This window comes from Aquirufa nivalisilvae (assembly GCF_004307455.1).
Taxonomy (GTDB): domain Bacteria; phylum Bacteroidota; class Bacteroidia; order Cytophagales; family Spirosomataceae; genus Aquirufa; species Aquirufa nivalisilvae.
The window spans coordinates 652,509-671,389 of record NZ_SEWX01000001.1; the positions used below are offsets into that span (position 1 = coordinate 652,509).

An 18,881-nucleotide genomic window follows, 5' to 3' on the forward strand; every position below is an offset into this window, starting at 1 on the left:
CCATTACTCACATGAATCTTAACATAGATGCAATAAAAAGCCAGACCTTTGACGCCATTGTCGTGGGATCCGGTATATCAGGTGGCTGGGCTGCCAAAGAATTAACTGAAAAAGGATTAAAAGTTGCTGTTTTAGAGCGTGGTCGTGAGATTAAACACGTGGAAGGATATGAAACAGCTTTGAAAGATCCCTGGGATTTCCCTCACCGTGGTCGTCCAACCAATATGGCTGCTGAAGAATATTGGGCTGGAATGCGTACTGGTTACACGCCAAATGAAGAGCATCGTTACTTGTTTGAAAACGATAAACAAAATCCATATATCGAGAAAAGAGGTGGATTTGATTGGATTCGTGCCTATCACACGGGTGGTAAATCCTTACTTTGGGGTCGCCAATCGTATCGTTGGAATAAAGAAGATTTTGAGGCAAATGCCAAAGATGGTATTGGAACAGATTGGCCAATCCGTTATGAAGACTTAGCACCATGGTATTCTTATGTAGAGAAATTTGCAGGTATTTCTGGTCAAAGAGAGGGATTAGATGTATTGCCAGATTCGGAATTTTTACCAGCCATGGCCATGACTGCTCCCGAGGAGCATTTTAAAAATCAGGTTAATAAGAAGTTAGGTCGTCCAATTACTATTGGTCGTGTAGCTCACTTAACGCAGCCAGGAGCACATCATACAGCATTAGGCAGAGGTGCATGCCAATATCGTAATAAATGTATGCGTGGTTGTCCATATGGTGGATATTTTAGCTCATTGTCAGCGACATTACCTGCTGCAATGCGTACAAAGCGTTTGACCATGATTCACAATGCCATCGTTTCGGAAATCATTTATGATGAAGCAACTCAAAAAGCAAAAGGTGTTCGTGTGATTGATCAAAATACAATGGCGGTAACGGAATATTTTGCTAAAATTATTTTTGTTAACGCAGGTGCTATCGGTTCTACTTCCATTTTGATGAATTCTAAGTCGAGCCGTTTTACAAATGGACTAGGAAATGATAGCGATCAATTAGGTCGTAACATCATGGACCACCATTTAGGTGTAGGAGCTTCTGCTCAAATTGAAGGTTTCAATGATGATTACATGTTTGGAAATCGTCCTAATGGTTTATACATTCCTCGTTTCCGTAACTGGGGAAGTGATAAACGTAGCTATATCCGTGGTTTCGGTTATCAAGGAGGTGCTAGCCGTGCAGGCTGGGGCCGTGGTACCAACATGGATGGTTTTGGAGCTGAGTTCAAAGAAAGCTTAACACATCCAGGTACTTGGTCCATTGGTTTTGGTGGTTTTGGAGAAATTCTTCCAAATCCTAATAACCGTTTTGTCTTGAGTCAAACTCAAAAAGATAAGTGGGGAATACCAGTGCTTGAATTTGAAGCGGAATTTGGCGAAAATGAAATCAGAATGCGTCAAGATATGATGAATGATGCAGCTGAAATGTTAGAGGCCGCAGGTTTCAAAAATGTCAACGCTTACAATAATTCAAATACTCATATTGGATTAGGTATTCACGAAATGGGTACCGCACGCATGGGTCGTGATCCTAAGACTTCGGTCTTAAATAAGCATAATCAAGTTCATAACGTGAAAAACGTATTTGTAACAGATGGTGCTGCTATGGCTTCTGCATCTTGTGTGAATCCATCTTTAACATACATGGCTTTAACCGCTCGTGCTGCAGATTTTGCAGTAAGCGAATTGAAGAAACGTAATTTATAATGATATAACTGGTTTGAGAAAGGGGGCTTACAGGCCCCCTTTTTTTGTGAATATACGTTTCTTTCATGGGAATGGAATCTTGTTCATTCAGCTGGACCTGGATCGGTTTTAGTAGAGTAAAATACATGCAGAATCCCTAATTTATTGTTAATTTTGGTACCCTATGTCAGTTTCCTCTACTTATCGATTAAGCATTTTTGATTCCATTGATGATGGCCATCATACGGATTATTTGGCCTATTTGATCCATCAGTTTAGTCAAAAGCCTGACGTAGAATTATTGCTAATAGTGCCAGAAAGCTTTATCCAAAGTTTCAAAAAGAACCGTCAAATTTGGGGTTTTGATTTAGGGAATAACATTCATTTTCACCCTTTAGATGCTCCCACTGTGCAAAGACTTCATGGTCAATCTATTTATAAGCGCTCCCTCGCCGAATGGAATTTGTACGTGGACATCAGTGAAGCTTGGGAAGCAAGTCATGGCCTATTAATGTATTTTGATTATTTCCAATTGGGTATGTTATTTGGCAAAAAGGCCCATTTCCAATTAGGAGGCATATATTTTAGACCTAACTTTTATTATAGAAAGGCTTCTTGGACAAGTGCTTTTATTAAGAAATGGATGTTACGTTTGTCGACCTTTCGATCATCCATGAAAGTACTATTTAGCTTGGACCACAAGGCAGTCAAACATATCCGTCCTTTGCTAGGGAAAACCCAAGTACTGCGCATTTCTGATCCAGTTAGAGCGTATGAGGTAAGTGCAGAGGAGCTTAGTACGTTTCGAGAGCAATGGCATATTCCTGCCAATAAAAAAGTCTGTTTAATCTTTGGTTACTTAGATCCTAGAAAAGGGATAGAAGCATTTATGCAGGCAACGCAGCATTTAACAGCGGATGAGTTAAGTCAAATTTGTTTATTAGTAGCAGGTGCTATTAGTCCGGCTTATCAAGCTCATTTGGAACAGCTATTTCAACAATTTCCAGAAGTAGAAGTTATTCCCATCTTTCAAGAAATTAAGGGCAAAGACATTCAATTATGCTTTGAAGCAGCTGATTTGGTATTGATGTTATATCAAAATCATGTGGGAATGAGTTCTGTTTTAGTTCGGGCAAGTATCTCTCAAAAAGTAGTGTTGGGGACCCATTACGGATTGCTTGGTAAATTGATCCAAAGCATGCAGTTAGGTTTGGTCGTGGATGCTCAAAATCCCATTCAAATTGCTGAGCAGTTGGAGCAATACCTGAACTTAGGGATAGGTTATTCGAAAGAGCAAATGGAAAAAATGGCACATGAAAATTCCGAGCTGGCATTTGCCAATACCTTGTATCAAGGCTTGTTTCTATAAGGCCAAATACTTGATTTCTCCTTGAAGATTTTTGAGTAATGATTTAGTTCTTTCTGGGCGGGCATCAGTAATGAATACTTGTCCAAAATGATCTTCCGCCATCATTTGTACCAATCGCTGAATTCGTCGGTCATCAAGTTTATCAAAAATATCATCCAATAATAAGAGAGGTTTTCTAGGGTGTGCTTGAGCTAAAGTATCAAACTGGGCAAGTTTTAGAGCCACAACAAAGCTTTTTTGCTGTCCTTGTGAACCAAATTTTTTCAATGGAAAACCATTAATTTCAAAACTGAAATCATCACGGTGTATACCTAAAGTGCTTCTTTGGGCGGCCAGATCTTGGGCTTCTACATTTCTCAAAGAGGCATCCAATTCTCCCAAAGGGAAGGAGCTTTCGATGTTGATATTGACTTGCTCTCGATCATCAGATAATTTGGCATAATGTGCCTGAAAATTGGGTAAATATTTTTTCAGAAAATCCACTCGTGCCTGAGCAATCGTTTCACCTAATTGGACCATGGGTTCATGGTAGCTATCGAGCTGTATTCGATCGACCATTCCTCGTTCAGCAAAATGCTTTAAAAGCGTATTCCTTTGTTGAACGATACGATTATAGCGCAATAAATTATCCAAAAAAGCACGATCCATTTGAGCCATCATCCCATCAAAAAACCGCCTACGTTCTTCACTTCCTTCTCGGATTAAATCCGTGTCATATGGGTCCATGAGGACAACTGGGAAATTGCCAATGTGGTCAGCGAGTCTCGGATAAGCCTTTTGGTCACGCAGAAAGCTTTTTTTCTGACCTCGTTGGTAGGCGCAAGTTATTTGTGTTTCACTGGCTGGAAGCTTGGAAGAATCTTGTTTTTGGTAGACAAAATTTCCTTGAATCATAAAATAATCCTCTCCATGTTGAATGCACAAAGGATCCCCAACGCCCCGAGCGCTTTTAGTCATGGAAAGAAAATGGATGGCATCTAGGAGATTGGTTTTTCCTATTCCATTCTCACCTACAATGCAATTGATGTTGGAGATAAAATCAAATTGAGCTTCCGCATAGGACTTAAATTGTTTGACCTGTAAGGATTTAAGGTACATGCGGGCTTAGAAATGAGGCTTGAATCGTAAAAATAACGAATAATCGTGGATTTTACGGATTGATTTAGGCTAAATCCTCTCATTTTTTGGCAGCTTAATGCTTTTGTTTTAATTTCGTAGCTGATTCGGTCGGTGGGTATTTCCCCATTCGATTAAGCAAATGAATTTTTGAATAATATCATGGCAAAGAAAGAAACAAAAGCTCCTAAGTATTCGAAAGAGACCTACCGTTATTGGTATGAGTCGATGCAATTGCAACGTAAGTTTGAAGAAAAGTGCGGTCAATTGTACGGAATGCAAAAAATCAAAGGCTTTTGCCACTTGTATATTGGACAAGAAGCTTGTTCTTCTGGTTCAAAATCGGCTTTAAAAGAAGGAGATAAATACATTACCGCTTACCGCGATCACGGTATCCCATTGGCATTAGGGACTTCCCCCAATGCAATTATGGCGGAGTTATATGGTAAAATTACCGGTGCTTCCAAAGGTAAAGGTGGATCTATGCACATCTTTGACAAGAGTGTTGGATTTGTGGGTGGTCACGGAATTGTGGGTGCTCAGATTCCTTTAGGTGCAGGATTGGGATTTGCTGAAAAATACAATAAAACAGGAAATTTAGCGATTTGTTATTTTGGTGACGGTGCCGTTCGTCAAGGAGCTTTGCATGAGACCTTTAACATTGCTATGACATGGAAAATCCCAGTGATTTTCGTTGTAGAAAATAATGGTTATGCCATGGGTACTTCAGTGGCTAGAACTTCTAACGTGACTGATTTATACACGATTGGTGAGGCTTACGATATGCCATCAGAGCCAGTGGATGCCATGGATGTGGAGGCTGTACACGAAGCCGTTTCTCGTGCAGCGGCTAGAGCTCGTGCAGGTGAAGGTCCTACGTTCTTAGAATTTAGAACATATCGCTACCGTGGACACTCGATGTCGGATCCTCAAAAATATCGCTCCAAAGAAGAAGTAGAAGCTTACAAGGAGCGTGATCCTATTGAGCAAGTTAAAATGACTATTTTGGAAAATAATATTTTGACTCAAGCTGAATTAGACGAGATTGATGCGAAGATCAAAATCCAAGTACAAGAGTCTGTTGAGTTTGCTGAAAATTCACCGTTCCCTTCCAAAGAGGAGGCATACAAAGATGTGTATGTTCAAGAAGATTATCCGTTCATTGAAGAATAATCATTGATATATAAGGAAAAGCCCGAAGAGATTCGGGCTTTTTTTTTGAATAAAATGTTGGATTATTTGTCTGAAATGAGTTTTTCTACGGCCAAAAGCTCATCCCTGAATTTAGCTGCCAATGGGAAGTCCATTTCTTTAGCGGCCTTTTCCATTTCTTTTCGGATGCTATCTCGTTGCTTGACTAGGTCGCCTTTCGACATATACGCTAACAAAGGATCTGCGGCAGCTAGTTTTTCTTCTGGCTGAATCAAGTAATTTTTATTAGGCTTGGCCATGCGATCAGCAATGGATGTTTGTTCTAAAATCTCATCATGACTGCGCCAAATGGTTTTAGGTGTAATCCCATTCGCCTCATTGTATTCCATTTGAATGGCTCTTCTACGGTTGGTTTCTGAAATAGCCTTTTCCATAGAACCTGTAATCCGATCGGCATACATTAAGACCTTACCATTTTCATTTCTAGCCGCTCTACCTATAGTTTGGATTAAGGAACGGATATCACGTAAGAAGCCTTCTTTATCCGCATCCATAATGGCTACCAAGGATACTTCAGGCAAGTCAAGGCCCTCTCTAAGCAGGTTAACACCAACCAATACATCAAATACGCCAAGCCTAAGTTCGCGCAATATTTCTACTCGTTCCAATGACTTTATTTCAGAGTGGATGTAGCGGCCTTTCACCCCAACACGATCCAGGTATTTGGAAAGCTCTTCCGCCATTCTTTTGGTCAAGGTCGTTATAAGTACCCTTTCCTTTTTCTTAACGCGATCATATATTTCATCCAACAAATCATCAATTTGATTTTTGGTTGGACGAACCTCAATTTTCGGATCCAAAAGCCCTGTTGGACGTATAATTTGTTCTACAACGACCCCTTCTGATCGACGCAATTCATAGTCGGAAGGAGTTGCTGAAACAAAAATCGTTTGCCCGATGATGCCTTCAAATTCTTGAAAAGTTAGGGGGCGATTGTCCATGGCAGAAGGGAGCCTAAATCCATATTCCACCAAAGATTCTTTACGTGATCGATCGCCACCCCACATGGCTCTAATTTGAGGCATGGTAGCATGACTTTCATCGACTACCATCAGGAAATCTTCTGGGAAAAAGTCGAGTAAACAGAAGGGTCTTTGACCCACTTTTCTTTGGTCAAAATACCTAGAATAATTCTCAATACCCGAACAATAGCCTAGCTCTCGCATCATTTCCAGATCAAATTCCGTTCTTTGTTTGATGCGCTCTGCTTCCAATAGTCTACCTTCTGATTCAAAATGGTTGATTTGAGCAACGAGGTCAGCTTGTATGAAAGAAATGGCTTGATTTAAGGTTTCTCGCCCAGTAACAAATAAGTTAGCCGGAAATATAGCCACCATTTTTTCAGTCGAGATTTTTTTGCCTGTCCATGGATCGATTCGATGAATTTCTTCAATTTCATCTCCAAAAAAGATGAAGCGATAGCCAAAATCGGCATAGGCTAAAAAGATATCTACGGTATCCCCTTTTACTCGAAAAGTACCCCGTAAAAATTCTCCTTCTGTACGAGCATATAATATTTCCACTAAGCGGAAAAGGAATTGATTTCTGGAAATGGTTTCTCCTACTCCAATTCTTAAAATGGAATTTCGGTATTCATCAGGGTTTCCCATACCATAAATACAAGATACGGATGCGATGACGATAATATCTCTCCTTCCTGACATCAAAGAGGAAGTGGTGGCCAGTCGTAGTTTTTCAATCTCTTGATTGATGGAAAGGTCTTTTTCTATATAAGTTCCAGTGGTTGGAATGAAAGCTTCGGGCTGGTAATAGTCGTAATAAGAGATAAAATATTCCACCGCATTTTCTGGGAAGAAAGACTTAAACTCCCCGTATAATTGGGCGGCTAAGGTTTTATTATGGCTTAAGATGAGCGTTGGCCTATTTATTTGCTGAATGACATTGGCAATTGTAAATGTTTTACCTGAGCCAGTTACTCCCAAAAGAGTTTGGGCGGCTTCGTTTTTATTTACCCCTTCTACTAATTGTTTGATGGCGGTGGGCTGGTCACCTGTGGGTTGGTAAGAAGATGTTAATTTGAAGTCCATGTGCAGGCAGATAAAATCGATGTTCAAATTAGGTATTTTGAGCTGATTCTCCTTAATTTAAATTTAAAATAGTCGATGATGCAAAAATGGTTTTTTCTAATCTCGGGACTGATATTACTAGTCTTTTTGGCATGTAAGCAGGGTGCCGTGGCGCCAGAACCTTTAAATATTCAGGATATAAAGCCAATTCCTGCTAAGGAATATAGCTTTACTGAAAATCCGATATGGGCGGATGAGTTTAACCAATCAGGCTTACCAGATGATCAAATTTGGTCCTATGATGTAGGGGGCTCTGGTTGGGGAAATAATGAACTTCAATATTATACGAAGGCGGATTTGGATAATGCACATGTTGAAAACGGTGTGCTGACGATAGAGGCTAAAAAGGAAAGTTATGAAGGGAAAAATTATACTTCGGCAAGGTTAGTCACTAAGGGCAAAAAAGATTTCTTATATGGTCGGATAGAAGTTCGAGCTAAATTACCAGCAGGACGAGGCAATTGGCCTGCAATTTGGACTTTGGCTAGTCAATCGGAATATGGTCAAACGTATTGGCCAGATAATGGAGAGATAGATATCATGGAACATGTTGGCTATGATCCTGGGGTGGTGCATGCCACGGTACATACTAAAGCTTTTAATCATGTAATTAATACGCAAAAGGCAGCAATAACACAGGTGCCGGATTTTGATCAGGTATTTCATGTGTACCGCATCGATTGGACGCCTGAATATGTGAAAGCTTTTATCGATGGGAAGGAATATTTTACTTTTCAAAACACAGGAAAAGGTTGGGAAGAATGGCCATTTGACAAAAAGCAACATTTGTTGTTGAACATTGCCGTAGGCGGAAATTGGGGTGGTCAAAAAGGCGTTGATGATTCAATTTTCCCTTCCAAGATGTTGATAGATTATGTGCGAGTTTTTGGATTGAAAAATTAATTTTTTCCCCTAACGCTGGCAAGGTTCCAAACCTTGACAGCGTTGGGCTTAGAACGTTTTTTTCAACAAATTAATTGCATCATTTCTATCAAGTAATTGATAATAATTATTTGGGCTGGTTTGAATGAAATAAGCTATTTGATTGGAATTGTTTGTCGAATTTTAAGTTTAGGAATCAAAGGGTAATCATCAATTTCTTCCGAGGAGTAAAGGTATGTTAAAGAGGATAAAATTTGGGCTGTTAGGAATTATGGTAAGTTTATCCACTTGTCAAACCTCAGAACCAGTAAATATGAGTGAGTTTACAGAGAATCCCATTTGGGAGGATAATTTTGATTTAGAAGGGTTACCTCATTCCAGCCGCTGGGCTTACCAAGTTGGGGGAAGTGGTTGGGGAAATAATGAATTACAATATTACACAGATGCAGATTTAGACAATGTTCGGGTTCAAAGCGGGCTCTTGTCCATAGAAGCTCGTAAAGAGGCTTTATTGGGAAAAAATTATACCTCAACTAGGCTAGTTACTTTGGGTAAGTTTGATTTTCTCTATGGTCGAGTCATTGTTCGAGCTAAATTGCCAGCGGGTAGAGGGACATGGCCAGCTATTTGGATGCTTTCTTCGGAAAACAAATATGACCCTAGCCATATTCCAAACAATGGAGAAATTGATATCATGGAACATGTTGGGTATGATCCAGGACAAGTTCATTCGGTCATACATCGCTTTAATTCCAATATGGGATTGGTACCCTATCCAGAATCCATCACAGCAGTGAGTGATTTTAATACAGCTTTTCATGAATACCGCATGGATTGGACGCCAAAGTACATTAAAACATTTTTGGATGGTAAGGAAACGTTGAGTTTTACAAATTCAGGAAAAGGATGGCAGGATTGGCCATTTGATCAGAAAATGTATTTATTAATGAATATTGCTGTAGGAGGAAGTTGGGGAGGTTTAAAAGGAGTTGATGATCAAGTATTTCCAGCCAAAATGGAGGTAGATTATGTACGAATATATGCTTACAAACAACAATAATATGAGATATCCAAAGGCTGCGGAGGCATTTGACAGATTGTTATGCATCATGGATGATTTAAGGGAGAAGTGTCCTTGGGATAAGAAACAGACAATGGATACTTTACGGCATTTGACCATAGAGGAAACCTATGAATTGTCAGATGCGATTTTGGAAGGCGATCAAATGGAGGTTAAGAAGGAAATCGGTGATTTATTTCTGCATTTGGTCTTTTACAGTAAAATTGGTTCTGAGAGTCAAGCTTTTGATGTCAAAGATGTCTTAGATAGTATTGCAGAAAAGTTGATTTCTAGGCACCCTCATATTTATGGAGATGCCAAAGCAGATACGGAAGAAGAGGTTAAAGCGAATTGGGAGGCATTGAAGTTAAAGGAGGGAAATGAGTCTGTATTGTCGGGAGTGCCTGGGTCATTGCCTGCCTTAGTTAAAGCGATGCGTATTCAGGAAAAAGCAAGAGGGGCTGGTTTTGATTGGGAGGAAAAAGAACAGGTTTGGGCTAAAGTAGAAGAAGAATTAGGAGAGTTTAAAGAAGTATTTGTGGGTAAAGAATTGTCTTCAAGACAGAAAGAGGAGGCAGAAGGAGAGCTTGGCGATTTGATATTTAGTTTAGTCAATTTTGCTAGGTTTATCGATATCAATCCTGAAACGGCAGTTGAGCGGACAAATCGGAAGTTTATTTATCGATTTCAGTATTTGGAAAAGAAAGCAAAAGAAGCGGGGAAAAGTCTATCCGAAATGACCCTTGCCGAGATGGATGTGTATTGGGAAGAGGCTAAAAAAAGCAACGCTGTCAAGGTTTAGAACCTTGACAGCGTTAAGCTAACGAATGAGATTTGTTATTTAGTATGCCCCATTAATGAGCAAACTGATAAACTGTTTTACTCGCATAAGTTTGACCTGGACGTAAAACAGTGCTTGGGAAACTAGGATGATTAGGAGAGTCTGGGAAATGCTCTGTTTCTAAGCAAAAGCCCATTCTTTTCGTATAATTCACGCCGTATTTACCCGTGTACGTGCCATTTAAAAAGTTACCTGTATAAAATTGTGTGGCGGGTTCAGAAGTTGATAATTCGATACTTCTGCCTGAAACTGGGTCTACCACCTTGCCAACTTTGGCAAAAACTCCAGGAGCTTTATCAAAAACCACGCAGTGGTCATATCCACCACCTCGTTTGATTTGAATATCATCTGCATCAACTCGTTCTGAAATAAGATGGGGTTGTAGAAAATCAAAAGCTCCACCTTTTACATCAACTAGTTCGCCCGTTGGGATTAAAGTTTCATCAACGGCAACCAATTTGTTGGCATTCAATTGAACCTGGTGGCCAGTAACATCTCTTTTGGCATTTCCAGATAAATTAAAATACGTATGATTACTTAAGTTAAGTACCGTAGCCTTGTCTGTGGTGGCTTTATACTCAATTCCTAATTCATTAGCAGGACTTAAGGTATATGTTACTTGAACTTGTAAGTTACCAGGATAACCTTCCTCACCATCTTTTGAAAGGTATGACAAAACTAATTTGGAACCTTTGTCGTCACCTTCTGCGGCTAAGACTTTCCAAACAACTTTATCAAAGCCTACTTTACCACCATGCAGGTGATTTCCCATGTTTTGGGTATACAATTCGTAGTTTTTGCCGTCTAAACTAAATTTTCCTTTAGCAATTCGGTTTCCATATCTTCCAATAATGGCTCCAAAATAAGGAGAACCTTTTTCATACTCTTGAAGCGTTTCGTAACCTAATACAACATCTTCAATTTTATTGTTTTTGTCAGGGCATAAAATTTTAGTGATAATACCTCCGTAGTTCATGATCTGAACCTCCATGCCAGATTTGTTTTTCAGGGTATATAGGGTAACAGCTTCTCCGGCTTGTGTTTTACCGAATGGTTTGGATGTAAGGGACATAGGGCCTTTAATAGGTTTTGCGAATAAAGAAATGGATAAATTTTGAATACAAAGAAAGGCAATTGGTAGCCAAATGGCGAGTTTTTTCATGTTGTCATGGTCTTGAGGCTTCTAATTTAAGGAATTCAGTTGAATTTGAAATTATTTTATTTATCTTTGCACCCCGTTTAAAAATTAATTATTAATCTAAATTTCAGCATGTTAGCCCAGCATGTTGATGTACCTAGGGCAAAAATTATGTCTAATAAACAAAAAGATTTCGACTGGGATCAGGTCGATGGTAAAGGTTTCGGTGGTAATTACACTGCTGAGCAAAAGAAACAAATGGAAGCAGCCATTGAGGCTACTTTGAATTCGGTTACTGAGAAGGAAGTGGTGAAAGGTATTGTGGTAAGTAAAACAGACCGTGAAGTTATTGTTAATATTGGATTCAAATCTGATGGTTTGGTATCTGCTTCTGAGTTTCGTGATATGCCAGATTTGAAGGCTGGAGACGAAGTAGAAGTGTATATTGAAAACCAAGAAGATTCAAATGGCCAATTGATTCTTTCTCGTAAGCTTGCAAAAGTGATGGGAGCTTGGATCAACATTGAGCGCGCTTTAGAAGAAGATACCATTATCAATGGTTTTGTAAAGCGTCGTACCAAAGGTGGTTTGATCGTAGATATTTTTGGAATCGAAGCTTTCTTGCCAGGTTCTCAAATTGATGTTAAACCTATCCGTGATTTCGACATTTTTGTTGGAAAGAACATGGAGGTTAAAGTGGTTAAGATTAACCATACTAACGACAACGTAGTTGTTTCTCATAAAGTATTGATCGAAAAAGATCTTGAGGAGCAACGTCAATTAATCTTGAACAACTTAGATAAAGGTCAAGTATTAGAAGGTGTGATCAAAAACATGACTAATTTCGGTGTGTTCATCGACTTAGGTGGTGTAGATGGTTTATTGCACATTACTGATATCTCATGGGGTCGTATCAACCACCCACAAGAGGTGTTGAAGTTAGATCAGAAGATCCAAGTTGTCGTATTAGATTTCGACGAGAACAAGAAGCGTATTTCTTTAGGTATGAAGCAATTACAAGCTCATCCTTGGGAAGCATTAGCTGCTGATGTTGAAGTTGGTTCTAAAGTAAAAGGTAAGATTGTTAACGTAGCAGATTACGGTGCATTCTTAGAAGTATTACCAGGTGTAGAGGGTTTAATCCACGTGTCAGAAATGTCATGGTCTCAACACTTACGTAATCCACAAGATTTCTTGAAAGTAGGCGATGAAATGGAAGCAGTAGTGTTGACATTGGATCGTGCTGAGCGCAAGATGTCTTTAGGTATCAAGCAATTGACAGAGGATCCTTGGACTAAAACTGATTTATTGTCTAAATATGCAGTTGGTACTAAGCACAAAGGAACTGTACGTAACTTAACTAACTTCGGTTTATTCCTTGAGTTAGAAGAAGGAATCGATGGTTTGGTACACGTTTCTGATTTATCTTGGACTAAGAAAATCAAACATCCATCTGAGTTTGTAAAAGTAGGAGATTCATTAGATGTTATCGTAATCGAATTAGATGCTGATAACCGTCGTTTGGCTCTTGGTCACAAACAATTAGAAGAAAACCCTTGGGATACATTTGAAAGTGTATTTACTGTAGGTTCTTCTCACAAAGCTACTATCATCTCTAAAAATGATAAAATGGCTGTGTTAGAATTGCCATACGGTATCGAAGGTTTATCTCCATTGAAGCAATTGACTAAAGCAGATGAGTCAGTAGCGGAAGTTGGTGAGGCATTGGATTTCATTGTTACTGAATTCCAAAAAGATGATCGTAAGATCATTCTTTCTCACACACGTACTTTCACTGCTCCAACTGCAGAGGAAACAGCAGCAGCTGCTAAGCCTGAAAAGAAAAAGGCAGCCGCTAAGTCTTCAGAAAAGACAACTGTTACAGCTGAGAAATCAACAATGGGTGATATCGGAGCTTTATCTGCCTTGAAAGAGCAGATGGAAGGTGCTGAGCGTGCTCAAGCGATCAAAAAATTGGAGAAAAAATCCAAGAAAGCTGAATAAGTAAATTAAGGTTTGCTGGAAGGGGTTTGCGAGAGCAAGCCCCTTTTTTTATGCCTAATATGGATTAGTTCCATTGAATCAATGAATTGGTATAATTGAGCAAATTGGTAAAATATCAAGAAATAGATTTGTCTTTTGAAGTTTTTTTGGCAATTTTACTAGGCTAAATGCAGATTTGTCAACGTTTGAAACGTTGACAAATCTTTGATAATTAACAACCTTTAAAACTAGCAAATACTATGAGTAATCATTCTAGGCGAGATTTTATTAAAAATGCGTCTGTCGCAGCTGCCTCTTTTTACATTGTCCCGCGCCATGTACTTGGAAAAGGATATCAAGCACCATCCGATAAATTGAACATCATGGGTATTGGTGGTGGAGGAAAAGGATATAGTGATATCATGAATTCCTACAACAAAGGTGCAGAGAACATTGTTGCTATAGTGGATGTGGATGATCGTCAGGTGGCTAGAATCAAGAAAGACTTACCAAAAGCGAATTTTTATAAAGATTTCCGTGCTGCCTTAGATAAAGAAGGTAATAACGTAGATGCTGTTATCGTATCTACTCCAGATCATACCCACGCTACCATTGCTATGGAAGCGATGCGTCGTAAGAAGCACGTTTATGTTCAGAAGCCTTTGGCTCATGACATTTATGAGGCTCGTATTATCGCTGAAAAAGCTCGTGAAATGCAAGTGGTTACCCAAATGGGAAATCAAGGGTCTTCAGGTGATGGTGTTAGAACCATGATTGAATGGTTCGACGGGGGTGTTATCGGTAAAGTTCACTCAGTTCAAGTTTGGACTAACCGACCTGTATGGCCACAAGGGATTAAATACCCATCTGCTGGTTTTGAAGTACCTAAAGAATTAGATTGGGATTTATGGTTAGGACCTGCTAAATACCGTGAATATAATCCAGCCTTATTGCCATTTAAATGGAGAGGTTGGTGGGATTATGGTACTGGTGCTTTGGGAGATATGGGTTGCCATTTATTAGATCCTCCATTTAAAGTATTGGGTATCCGTGATGCCATAGACGTAGAATGCTCTGTTGGATCCGTATTCTTGAATGATTGGGTTCCTGAGTGGATTCCAGAAGGATGCCCTCCGTCATCTATGGTGACCTTACACTATGCTGCAACGAAACGCAATCCTTCTCCAGTAACCTTAACTTGGTATGATGGTGGCTTACGTGCTCCTCATCCAGAAGGAATTCCTTCTACAGATACTATCGGAGATCCAGACGGTACCAATGGGGTGATCTTGATTGGTTCTAAAGGAATCATGACTTGCGGAACCTATGGTATGTATCCTAAAGTTTACAAAAATGGTAAACAAGTGCCTGCAGAAGAACTTCCAAAAGCTAGATTACCTCGCGTAGCTGGTGGAGATGGTGGACATAACACGCAGTGGGTAGAAGCTTGTAAAGCAGGTTTTGGAAAAATGGAAGTTAGTTCTCCATTTGACTACGCTGGACCATTTACAGAATCTGTTTTGATGGGTAATTTAGCTATTCGTTCGTATATGTTACGTGAAGGCGAAGGTCGTACTGCTAAATACATTGGTCGTCAAAAATTAAATTGGGATGCAACTAATATGCGTATTACCAATTTTGACCCAGCGAATCAATTCGTAAGAAGAGAATACCGCGCAGGTTGGACCTTGTAATAAAATTTTAATTTGATAATGATGAAAGGACGGGGATTTCCCCGTCCTTTTTTTACTTTTGCCTAGCAAAATTCTTCACTATGAAATTCGACTCCAATTTACCCAAATTAGCTGTTTTACAAGAAGTTCAAGCTTATGTTGAAGCAGCAGGATATCGAATCGTAGACCATGATTTTACCAGGCCTTGGGGAGGGTTCTTTGTGCTGGATGAAAGTCAAACAGGTAAATTTGTATCTCAATATTTTCCACAATTGAGTCTTGATGACATTCAAATCACCCAGAAACTCAGCCCTAAGTTTTTAGTGGTTGCCCCCAACCAACGCCTATCTTGGCAATACCACTTTCGTAGAGCGGAAATTTGGACGGTTGTTCATGGCCCCATAGGTGTGGCCATTTCATCTACCGATGTGCAAGGTGATTATGGTGTATATCAAGAAGGAGAAGTCATTGAATTGCCAACAGGTAAAAGACATCGCCTGATTGGATTGGATCAATGGGGATTAGTGGCAGAAATTTGGCAACATACCGATTTAGCTCATCCTTCGGATGAATCCGATATTGTTCGTTTGCAAGACGATTTTGGCAGATAAGCTCGACGCCATTCATCACTTCTGCAAACCGATAATCTAAAAATAATACAAAAAACTTTGTAGTACTTAAAAGTTTCCTTAGTTTTACGCTCTCGATTTTAAATAAAAGAAAGAGCATGAAATGTAGAATACTTGAAAAGGGAGCAGAATTGTACTTTCGATACGGGGTTAGATCCGTAACGATGGATACGATTGCTACGGAATTGGGCATTTCTAAAAAAACGATTTATCAACATTTTCCAGATAAAGATGCCATGGTGTATCAGGTATTGGAATCTTTTATTCAAAATGATCAATGTAAGTGGGAAGATTTGAATAAAAGTTCCAAAGATGTGATTCATAAAACCTTGCTATCGTTGGAAATTATGAAGACCACCTTATCTGAAATGAATCCTCGTCTCATGTTTGAAGTGAAGAAATACTTCCCTAAGGCATACGACTTATTTACTAAATATAAAGAGGATTGTATTATGAATTCTCTTAAAGTGGATTTGAAAACAGGGATAGAACAAGGTTATTTCCGCCCAGAAATTGAGATTGAATTAATCGCGCGACTCCGTATGGGAGAAGTGGATTTATCGTTTGATCCTAACTTTTATTCACATAGTAAACTTTCCTTTTTTGATACGCAACAAATTTTATTGGACCACTTCATGCGAGGTATCCTCACAGAAAAAGGTCTTTCTCTCTACTTATCTTACCAAAATAACAACTAACATGATTCGCCAAAAACTCTACTTTATCGGGCTGTTTTGTTTCTTGTCACTAACGGGTATGGCTCAAAGTTTCAGTCTTAAAGAGGCTGTAGACTATGCTATCATCCACCATGTGCAAGTGAAAAATAGCAATTTGGATTTGCAAAATGCGAGTGCAAAAATTAATGAAATCAAAGCTATTGGATTACCTCAAGTTAATGGAGGAGTAACCTATACGAATAACTTGATCATTCAAAGGATGTTTATTCCTGCCAAAACCTTTAATCCTAATGCCGCTGACGGCGAAATCGTTGCTGCAGAATTTGGAGTGAAGAATTCAGGTATGGCAAATATTGGATTAAGCCAATTAGTCTTTGATGGAACCTATTTGTTAGGCCTCAAAGCTTCTGAGGTTTACAAAGAGCTATCCACAAAAAACTTGATGCAATCTAAGCAGCAAGTGGCTGAAGGTGTCATGAAGGCATATTATGGAATTCTTGTGAACGAAAAGCGTTTGCAAATTTTGCAAGCCAATGTAGGTCGTTTAGATACTTTATTGAAAGAAACTAGAGCCTTAAATAAGCAAGGTTTTGTGGAAAAGATTGACGTTCAACGTTTGGAAGTACAATCCAATAACCTAAAAACAGAATTGGACAATGTCATCCGTATCCAAGATTTAGGATATTCTCTATTGAAATTCCAAATGGGCTACCCGATGGAAGAACCTATTCGTTTGTCGCTTACCTTAGAACAAGTGGATATGAAATTTAATCCTCTGGAGGAGAATTTGCCATTCAACTACAGTAATCGCATTGAATATTCCATTCTTAAAACACAAGAAGGTTTAGCTGAACTCGATGTTCGTAGTCAAAAGGCAGGATATTTACCTCGACTTTTATTCAATATGAGTTATGGATTTACCTCAGGTCGCAAGTATTTCAGTGATTTGGTTGGTCAGCCATGGTTTGATAACTCTTCTTTAGGATTCACATTGCAAATTCCAATTTTCGATGGGTTTTCAAAGAAGTATAAAACAATTCAGTCGCAGAATAACTTACAAAAAGTTCGTCAGAGCTATGATTTAGTGAAGTCATCCATTGATTTACAACGTAGCCAATCCTTGATTACTTTGAAAAATTCGTTGGAATCATTGAAGGAGCAAAAATCTAATTTGGATTTGGCGAATGAAATTTCCCGAGTGACTCGCGTGAAATACCAACAAGGTGTAGGTTCAAATTTAGAAGTGTTGAATGCCGAATCTTCGATCAAAGAATCTCAAGCCAATTACTTTACTTCCCTTTACAACGCCTTAATAGCTAAGGTAGAATTGGAGAAAGCCAACGGTACATTATATTCAGAATAACACGATTTAACAAATATCATATGAAAAATCTTACCATTTTATTAGCTGCCGTATTAATGGTAGCATCTTGCTCTAAGTCAGTAGATAAAAAACAAGAGTTAGCTGATTTGAAGAAGCAAGCTCAAGAAATTAGTGCTAAAATCGCTACCATCGAAAAAGAGATTGGCAAGGAAAGTCCTAAAGCTGCAGAAAAAGTGGTTGCTGTAGGTGTTAGCCCAATTCAAGCTCAAACGTTCAACCACTTTGTAGAAGCTCAAGGCTCTGTTTTAGCAGAAAATACTGTTTTAGTAAGTCCCCAGACAGCTGGAGCTATATTGACTTTACCAGTGGTTGCTGGGCAAGCGATCAAAAAAGGACAATTGATTGCAACCTTAGACAACAATATTTTGAAGGAATCCATGGAAGAAGTAAGACATCAATTGTCTTTAGCTAAGATACTTTTCGACAAGCAAAAGTCTTTATGGGATCAACAAATTGGTACAGAGGTGCAATATTTGAGTGCTAAGTCTAACAAAGAGTCATTAGAAAAACGCCTTGTAACTTTACAGGCTCAATTGGCGATGTCGAAAGTAATTGCTCCTATTTCAGGAACGATTGAAATCGTTCGCCAAAAAGCAGGTGAAATGGCTTCTCCTGGTTTGCCAATTGTTCAAATCGTGAATTTAGGCAATTTGAAAGTAGCTGCTAAAATTTCGGATACTTATGTAGGTTCTGTGAAAGTAGGTGACCCAATCGTGATTAAATTCCCAGATATCAACAAAGAAGTTAAGGCTCGTATAACTTTGGTTTCTCAATTGGTGAATCCATTGTCTCGTACCTTTGATATCGAAGCACGCATTCCAAATGTAGGCAATGAGTTAAAACCAAATCAATTGGCCGTAATCAACATCAATGACGTTTCTAAAGCAAAGGCCATTGTATTAGATGAAAATTTAATCCAAAAAACAGAAAAAGGGAACTTGATTTATGTGGCAGTTGACGAAGCAGGAAAGAAAGTAGCACGAGCGCGTCAAGTTTCGATTGGCTTGTCTTATAACGGTCAAGCTGAAATTACTTCTGGTATCAAGGCGGGTGATCAAATCATCACACAAGGCTATCAAGATTTAGTTGACGGTCAAGCCATTTCATTCTAATCTGAAAGA

At 39.0% G+C, this 18,881-nt stretch carries 15 protein-coding genes; 12 read left to right on the forward strand and 3 right to left on the reverse strand.

Annotated elements, in window-relative coordinates; all coding sequences use genetic code 11:
- Positions 1-11 precede the first annotated feature (11 nt).
- Positions 12-1,730: a GMC oxidoreductase gene (locus tag EWU22_RS02775; RefSeq protein ID WP_109321866.1), complete on the forward strand. Its 1,719-nt coding sequence runs from the start codon at positions 12-14 to the stop codon at positions 1,728-1,730.
- Positions 1,731-1,893: 163 nt separating this feature from the next.
- Entirely contained in the window at positions 1,894-3,078 is a 1,185-nt protein-coding gene (locus EWU22_RS02780; RefSeq protein WP_130924318.1) for a glycosyltransferase, read from the forward strand.
- Here EWU22_RS02780 and recF read toward each other — a convergent pair.
- Positions 3,073-4,176, reverse strand: a complete 1,104-nt coding sequence (recF, locus tag EWU22_RS02785) for a DNA replication/repair protein RecF (RefSeq protein ID WP_130924319.1) — start codon at positions 4,174-4,176, stop codon at positions 3,073-3,075. The two genes, EWU22_RS02780 and recF, sit on opposite strands and share 6 nt — an antisense overlap.
- A 180-nt stretch (positions 4,177-4,356) precedes the next feature.
- Here recF and pdhA point away from each other — a divergent pair, with 180 nt between their 5' ends.
- Positions 4,357-5,367, forward strand: a complete 1,011-nt coding sequence (pdhA, locus tag EWU22_RS02790) for a pyruvate dehydrogenase (acetyl-transferring) E1 component subunit alpha (protein ID WP_109321869.1) — start codon at positions 4,357-4,359, stop codon at positions 5,365-5,367.
- Between the two features lie 62 nt (positions 5,368-5,429).
- On the opposite strand, the gene uvrB is transcribed toward pdhA, so the two are convergent.
- A complete protein-coding gene (uvrB, locus tag EWU22_RS02795; protein ID WP_130924320.1) occupies positions 5,430-7,454 on the reverse strand; it encodes an excinuclease ABC subunit UvrB in 2,025 nt (674 codons plus the stop codon).
- 78 nt (positions 7,455-7,532) lie between these two features.
- On the opposite strand from uvrB, the gene EWU22_RS02800 reads away from it, so the two are divergent.
- The 3 genes from EWU22_RS02800 (at position 7,533) to mazG (ending at position 10,237) form a co-directional block, all read left to right on the forward strand.
- The gene (locus EWU22_RS02800; RefSeq protein ID WP_130924432.1) at positions 7,533-8,396 is read left to right on the forward strand and encodes a glycoside hydrolase family 16 protein; all 864 of its coding nucleotides are present in this window, start codon (positions 7,533-7,535) and stop codon (positions 8,394-8,396) included.
- A 292-nt stretch (positions 8,397-8,688) separates the two neighbouring features.
- Positions 8,689-9,435 carry a glycoside hydrolase family 16 protein gene (locus tag EWU22_RS02805; RefSeq protein WP_231962621.1) on the forward strand — a complete coding sequence of 249 codons (747 nt, stop codon included), beginning with the start codon at positions 8,689-8,691 and terminating at the stop codon, positions 9,433-9,435.
- A 1-nt stretch (position 9,436) separates the two neighbouring features.
- Positions 9,437-10,237: a nucleoside triphosphate pyrophosphohydrolase gene (mazG, locus tag EWU22_RS02810; protein ID WP_226998251.1), complete on the forward strand. Its 801-nt coding sequence runs from the start codon at positions 9,437-9,439 to the stop codon at positions 10,235-10,237.
- Between the two features lie 52 nt (positions 10,238-10,289).
- Here the strand turns inward: mazG and EWU22_RS02815 are convergent, their stop codons facing one another.
- Positions 10,290-11,438 carry an aldose epimerase family protein gene (locus EWU22_RS02815; protein WP_130924322.1) on the reverse strand — a complete coding sequence of 383 codons (1,149 nt, stop codon included), beginning with the start codon at positions 11,436-11,438 and terminating at the stop codon, positions 10,290-10,292.
- A gap of 147 nt (positions 11,439-11,585) precedes the next feature.
- Here EWU22_RS02815 and rpsA point away from each other — a divergent pair, with 147 nt between their 5' ends.
- The 6 genes from rpsA to EWU22_RS02845 all read left to right on the forward strand — a co-directional run bounded on the left by rpsA (position 11,586) and on the right by EWU22_RS02845 (position 18,872).
- Positions 11,586-13,418: a 30S ribosomal protein S1 gene (gene rpsA, locus EWU22_RS02820; RefSeq protein WP_109324884.1), complete on the forward strand. Its 1,833-nt coding sequence runs from the start codon at positions 11,586-11,588 to the stop codon at positions 13,416-13,418.
- A gap of 239 nt (positions 13,419-13,657) precedes the next feature.
- Entirely contained in the window at positions 13,658-15,091 is a 1,434-nt protein-coding gene (locus EWU22_RS02825) for a Gfo/Idh/MocA family protein (RefSeq protein ID WP_130924323.1), read from the forward strand.
- A gap of 80 nt (positions 15,092-15,171) precedes the next feature.
- Entirely contained in the window at positions 15,172-15,681 is a 510-nt protein-coding gene (locus EWU22_RS02830) for a cupin domain-containing protein (RefSeq protein ID WP_130924324.1), read from the forward strand.
- 116 nt (positions 15,682-15,797) lie between these two features.
- Complete coding sequence (locus tag EWU22_RS02835; RefSeq protein WP_130924325.1) at positions 15,798-16,397, forward strand: TetR/AcrR family transcriptional regulator; 600 nt, start codon at positions 15,798-15,800, stop codon at positions 16,395-16,397.
- A 1-nt stretch (position 16,398) separates the two neighbouring features.
- On the forward strand, positions 16,399-17,739 hold the full coding sequence (locus tag EWU22_RS02840; RefSeq protein ID WP_231962623.1) for a TolC family protein: 1,341 nt from the start codon (positions 16,399-16,401) through the stop codon (positions 17,737-17,739).
- Positions 17,740-17,759: 20 nt separating this feature from the next.
- A complete protein-coding gene (locus EWU22_RS02845) occupies positions 17,760-18,872 on the forward strand; it encodes an efflux RND transporter periplasmic adaptor subunit (RefSeq protein WP_130924326.1) in 1,113 nt (370 codons plus the stop codon).
- Positions 18,873-18,881 lie beyond the last annotated feature (9 nt).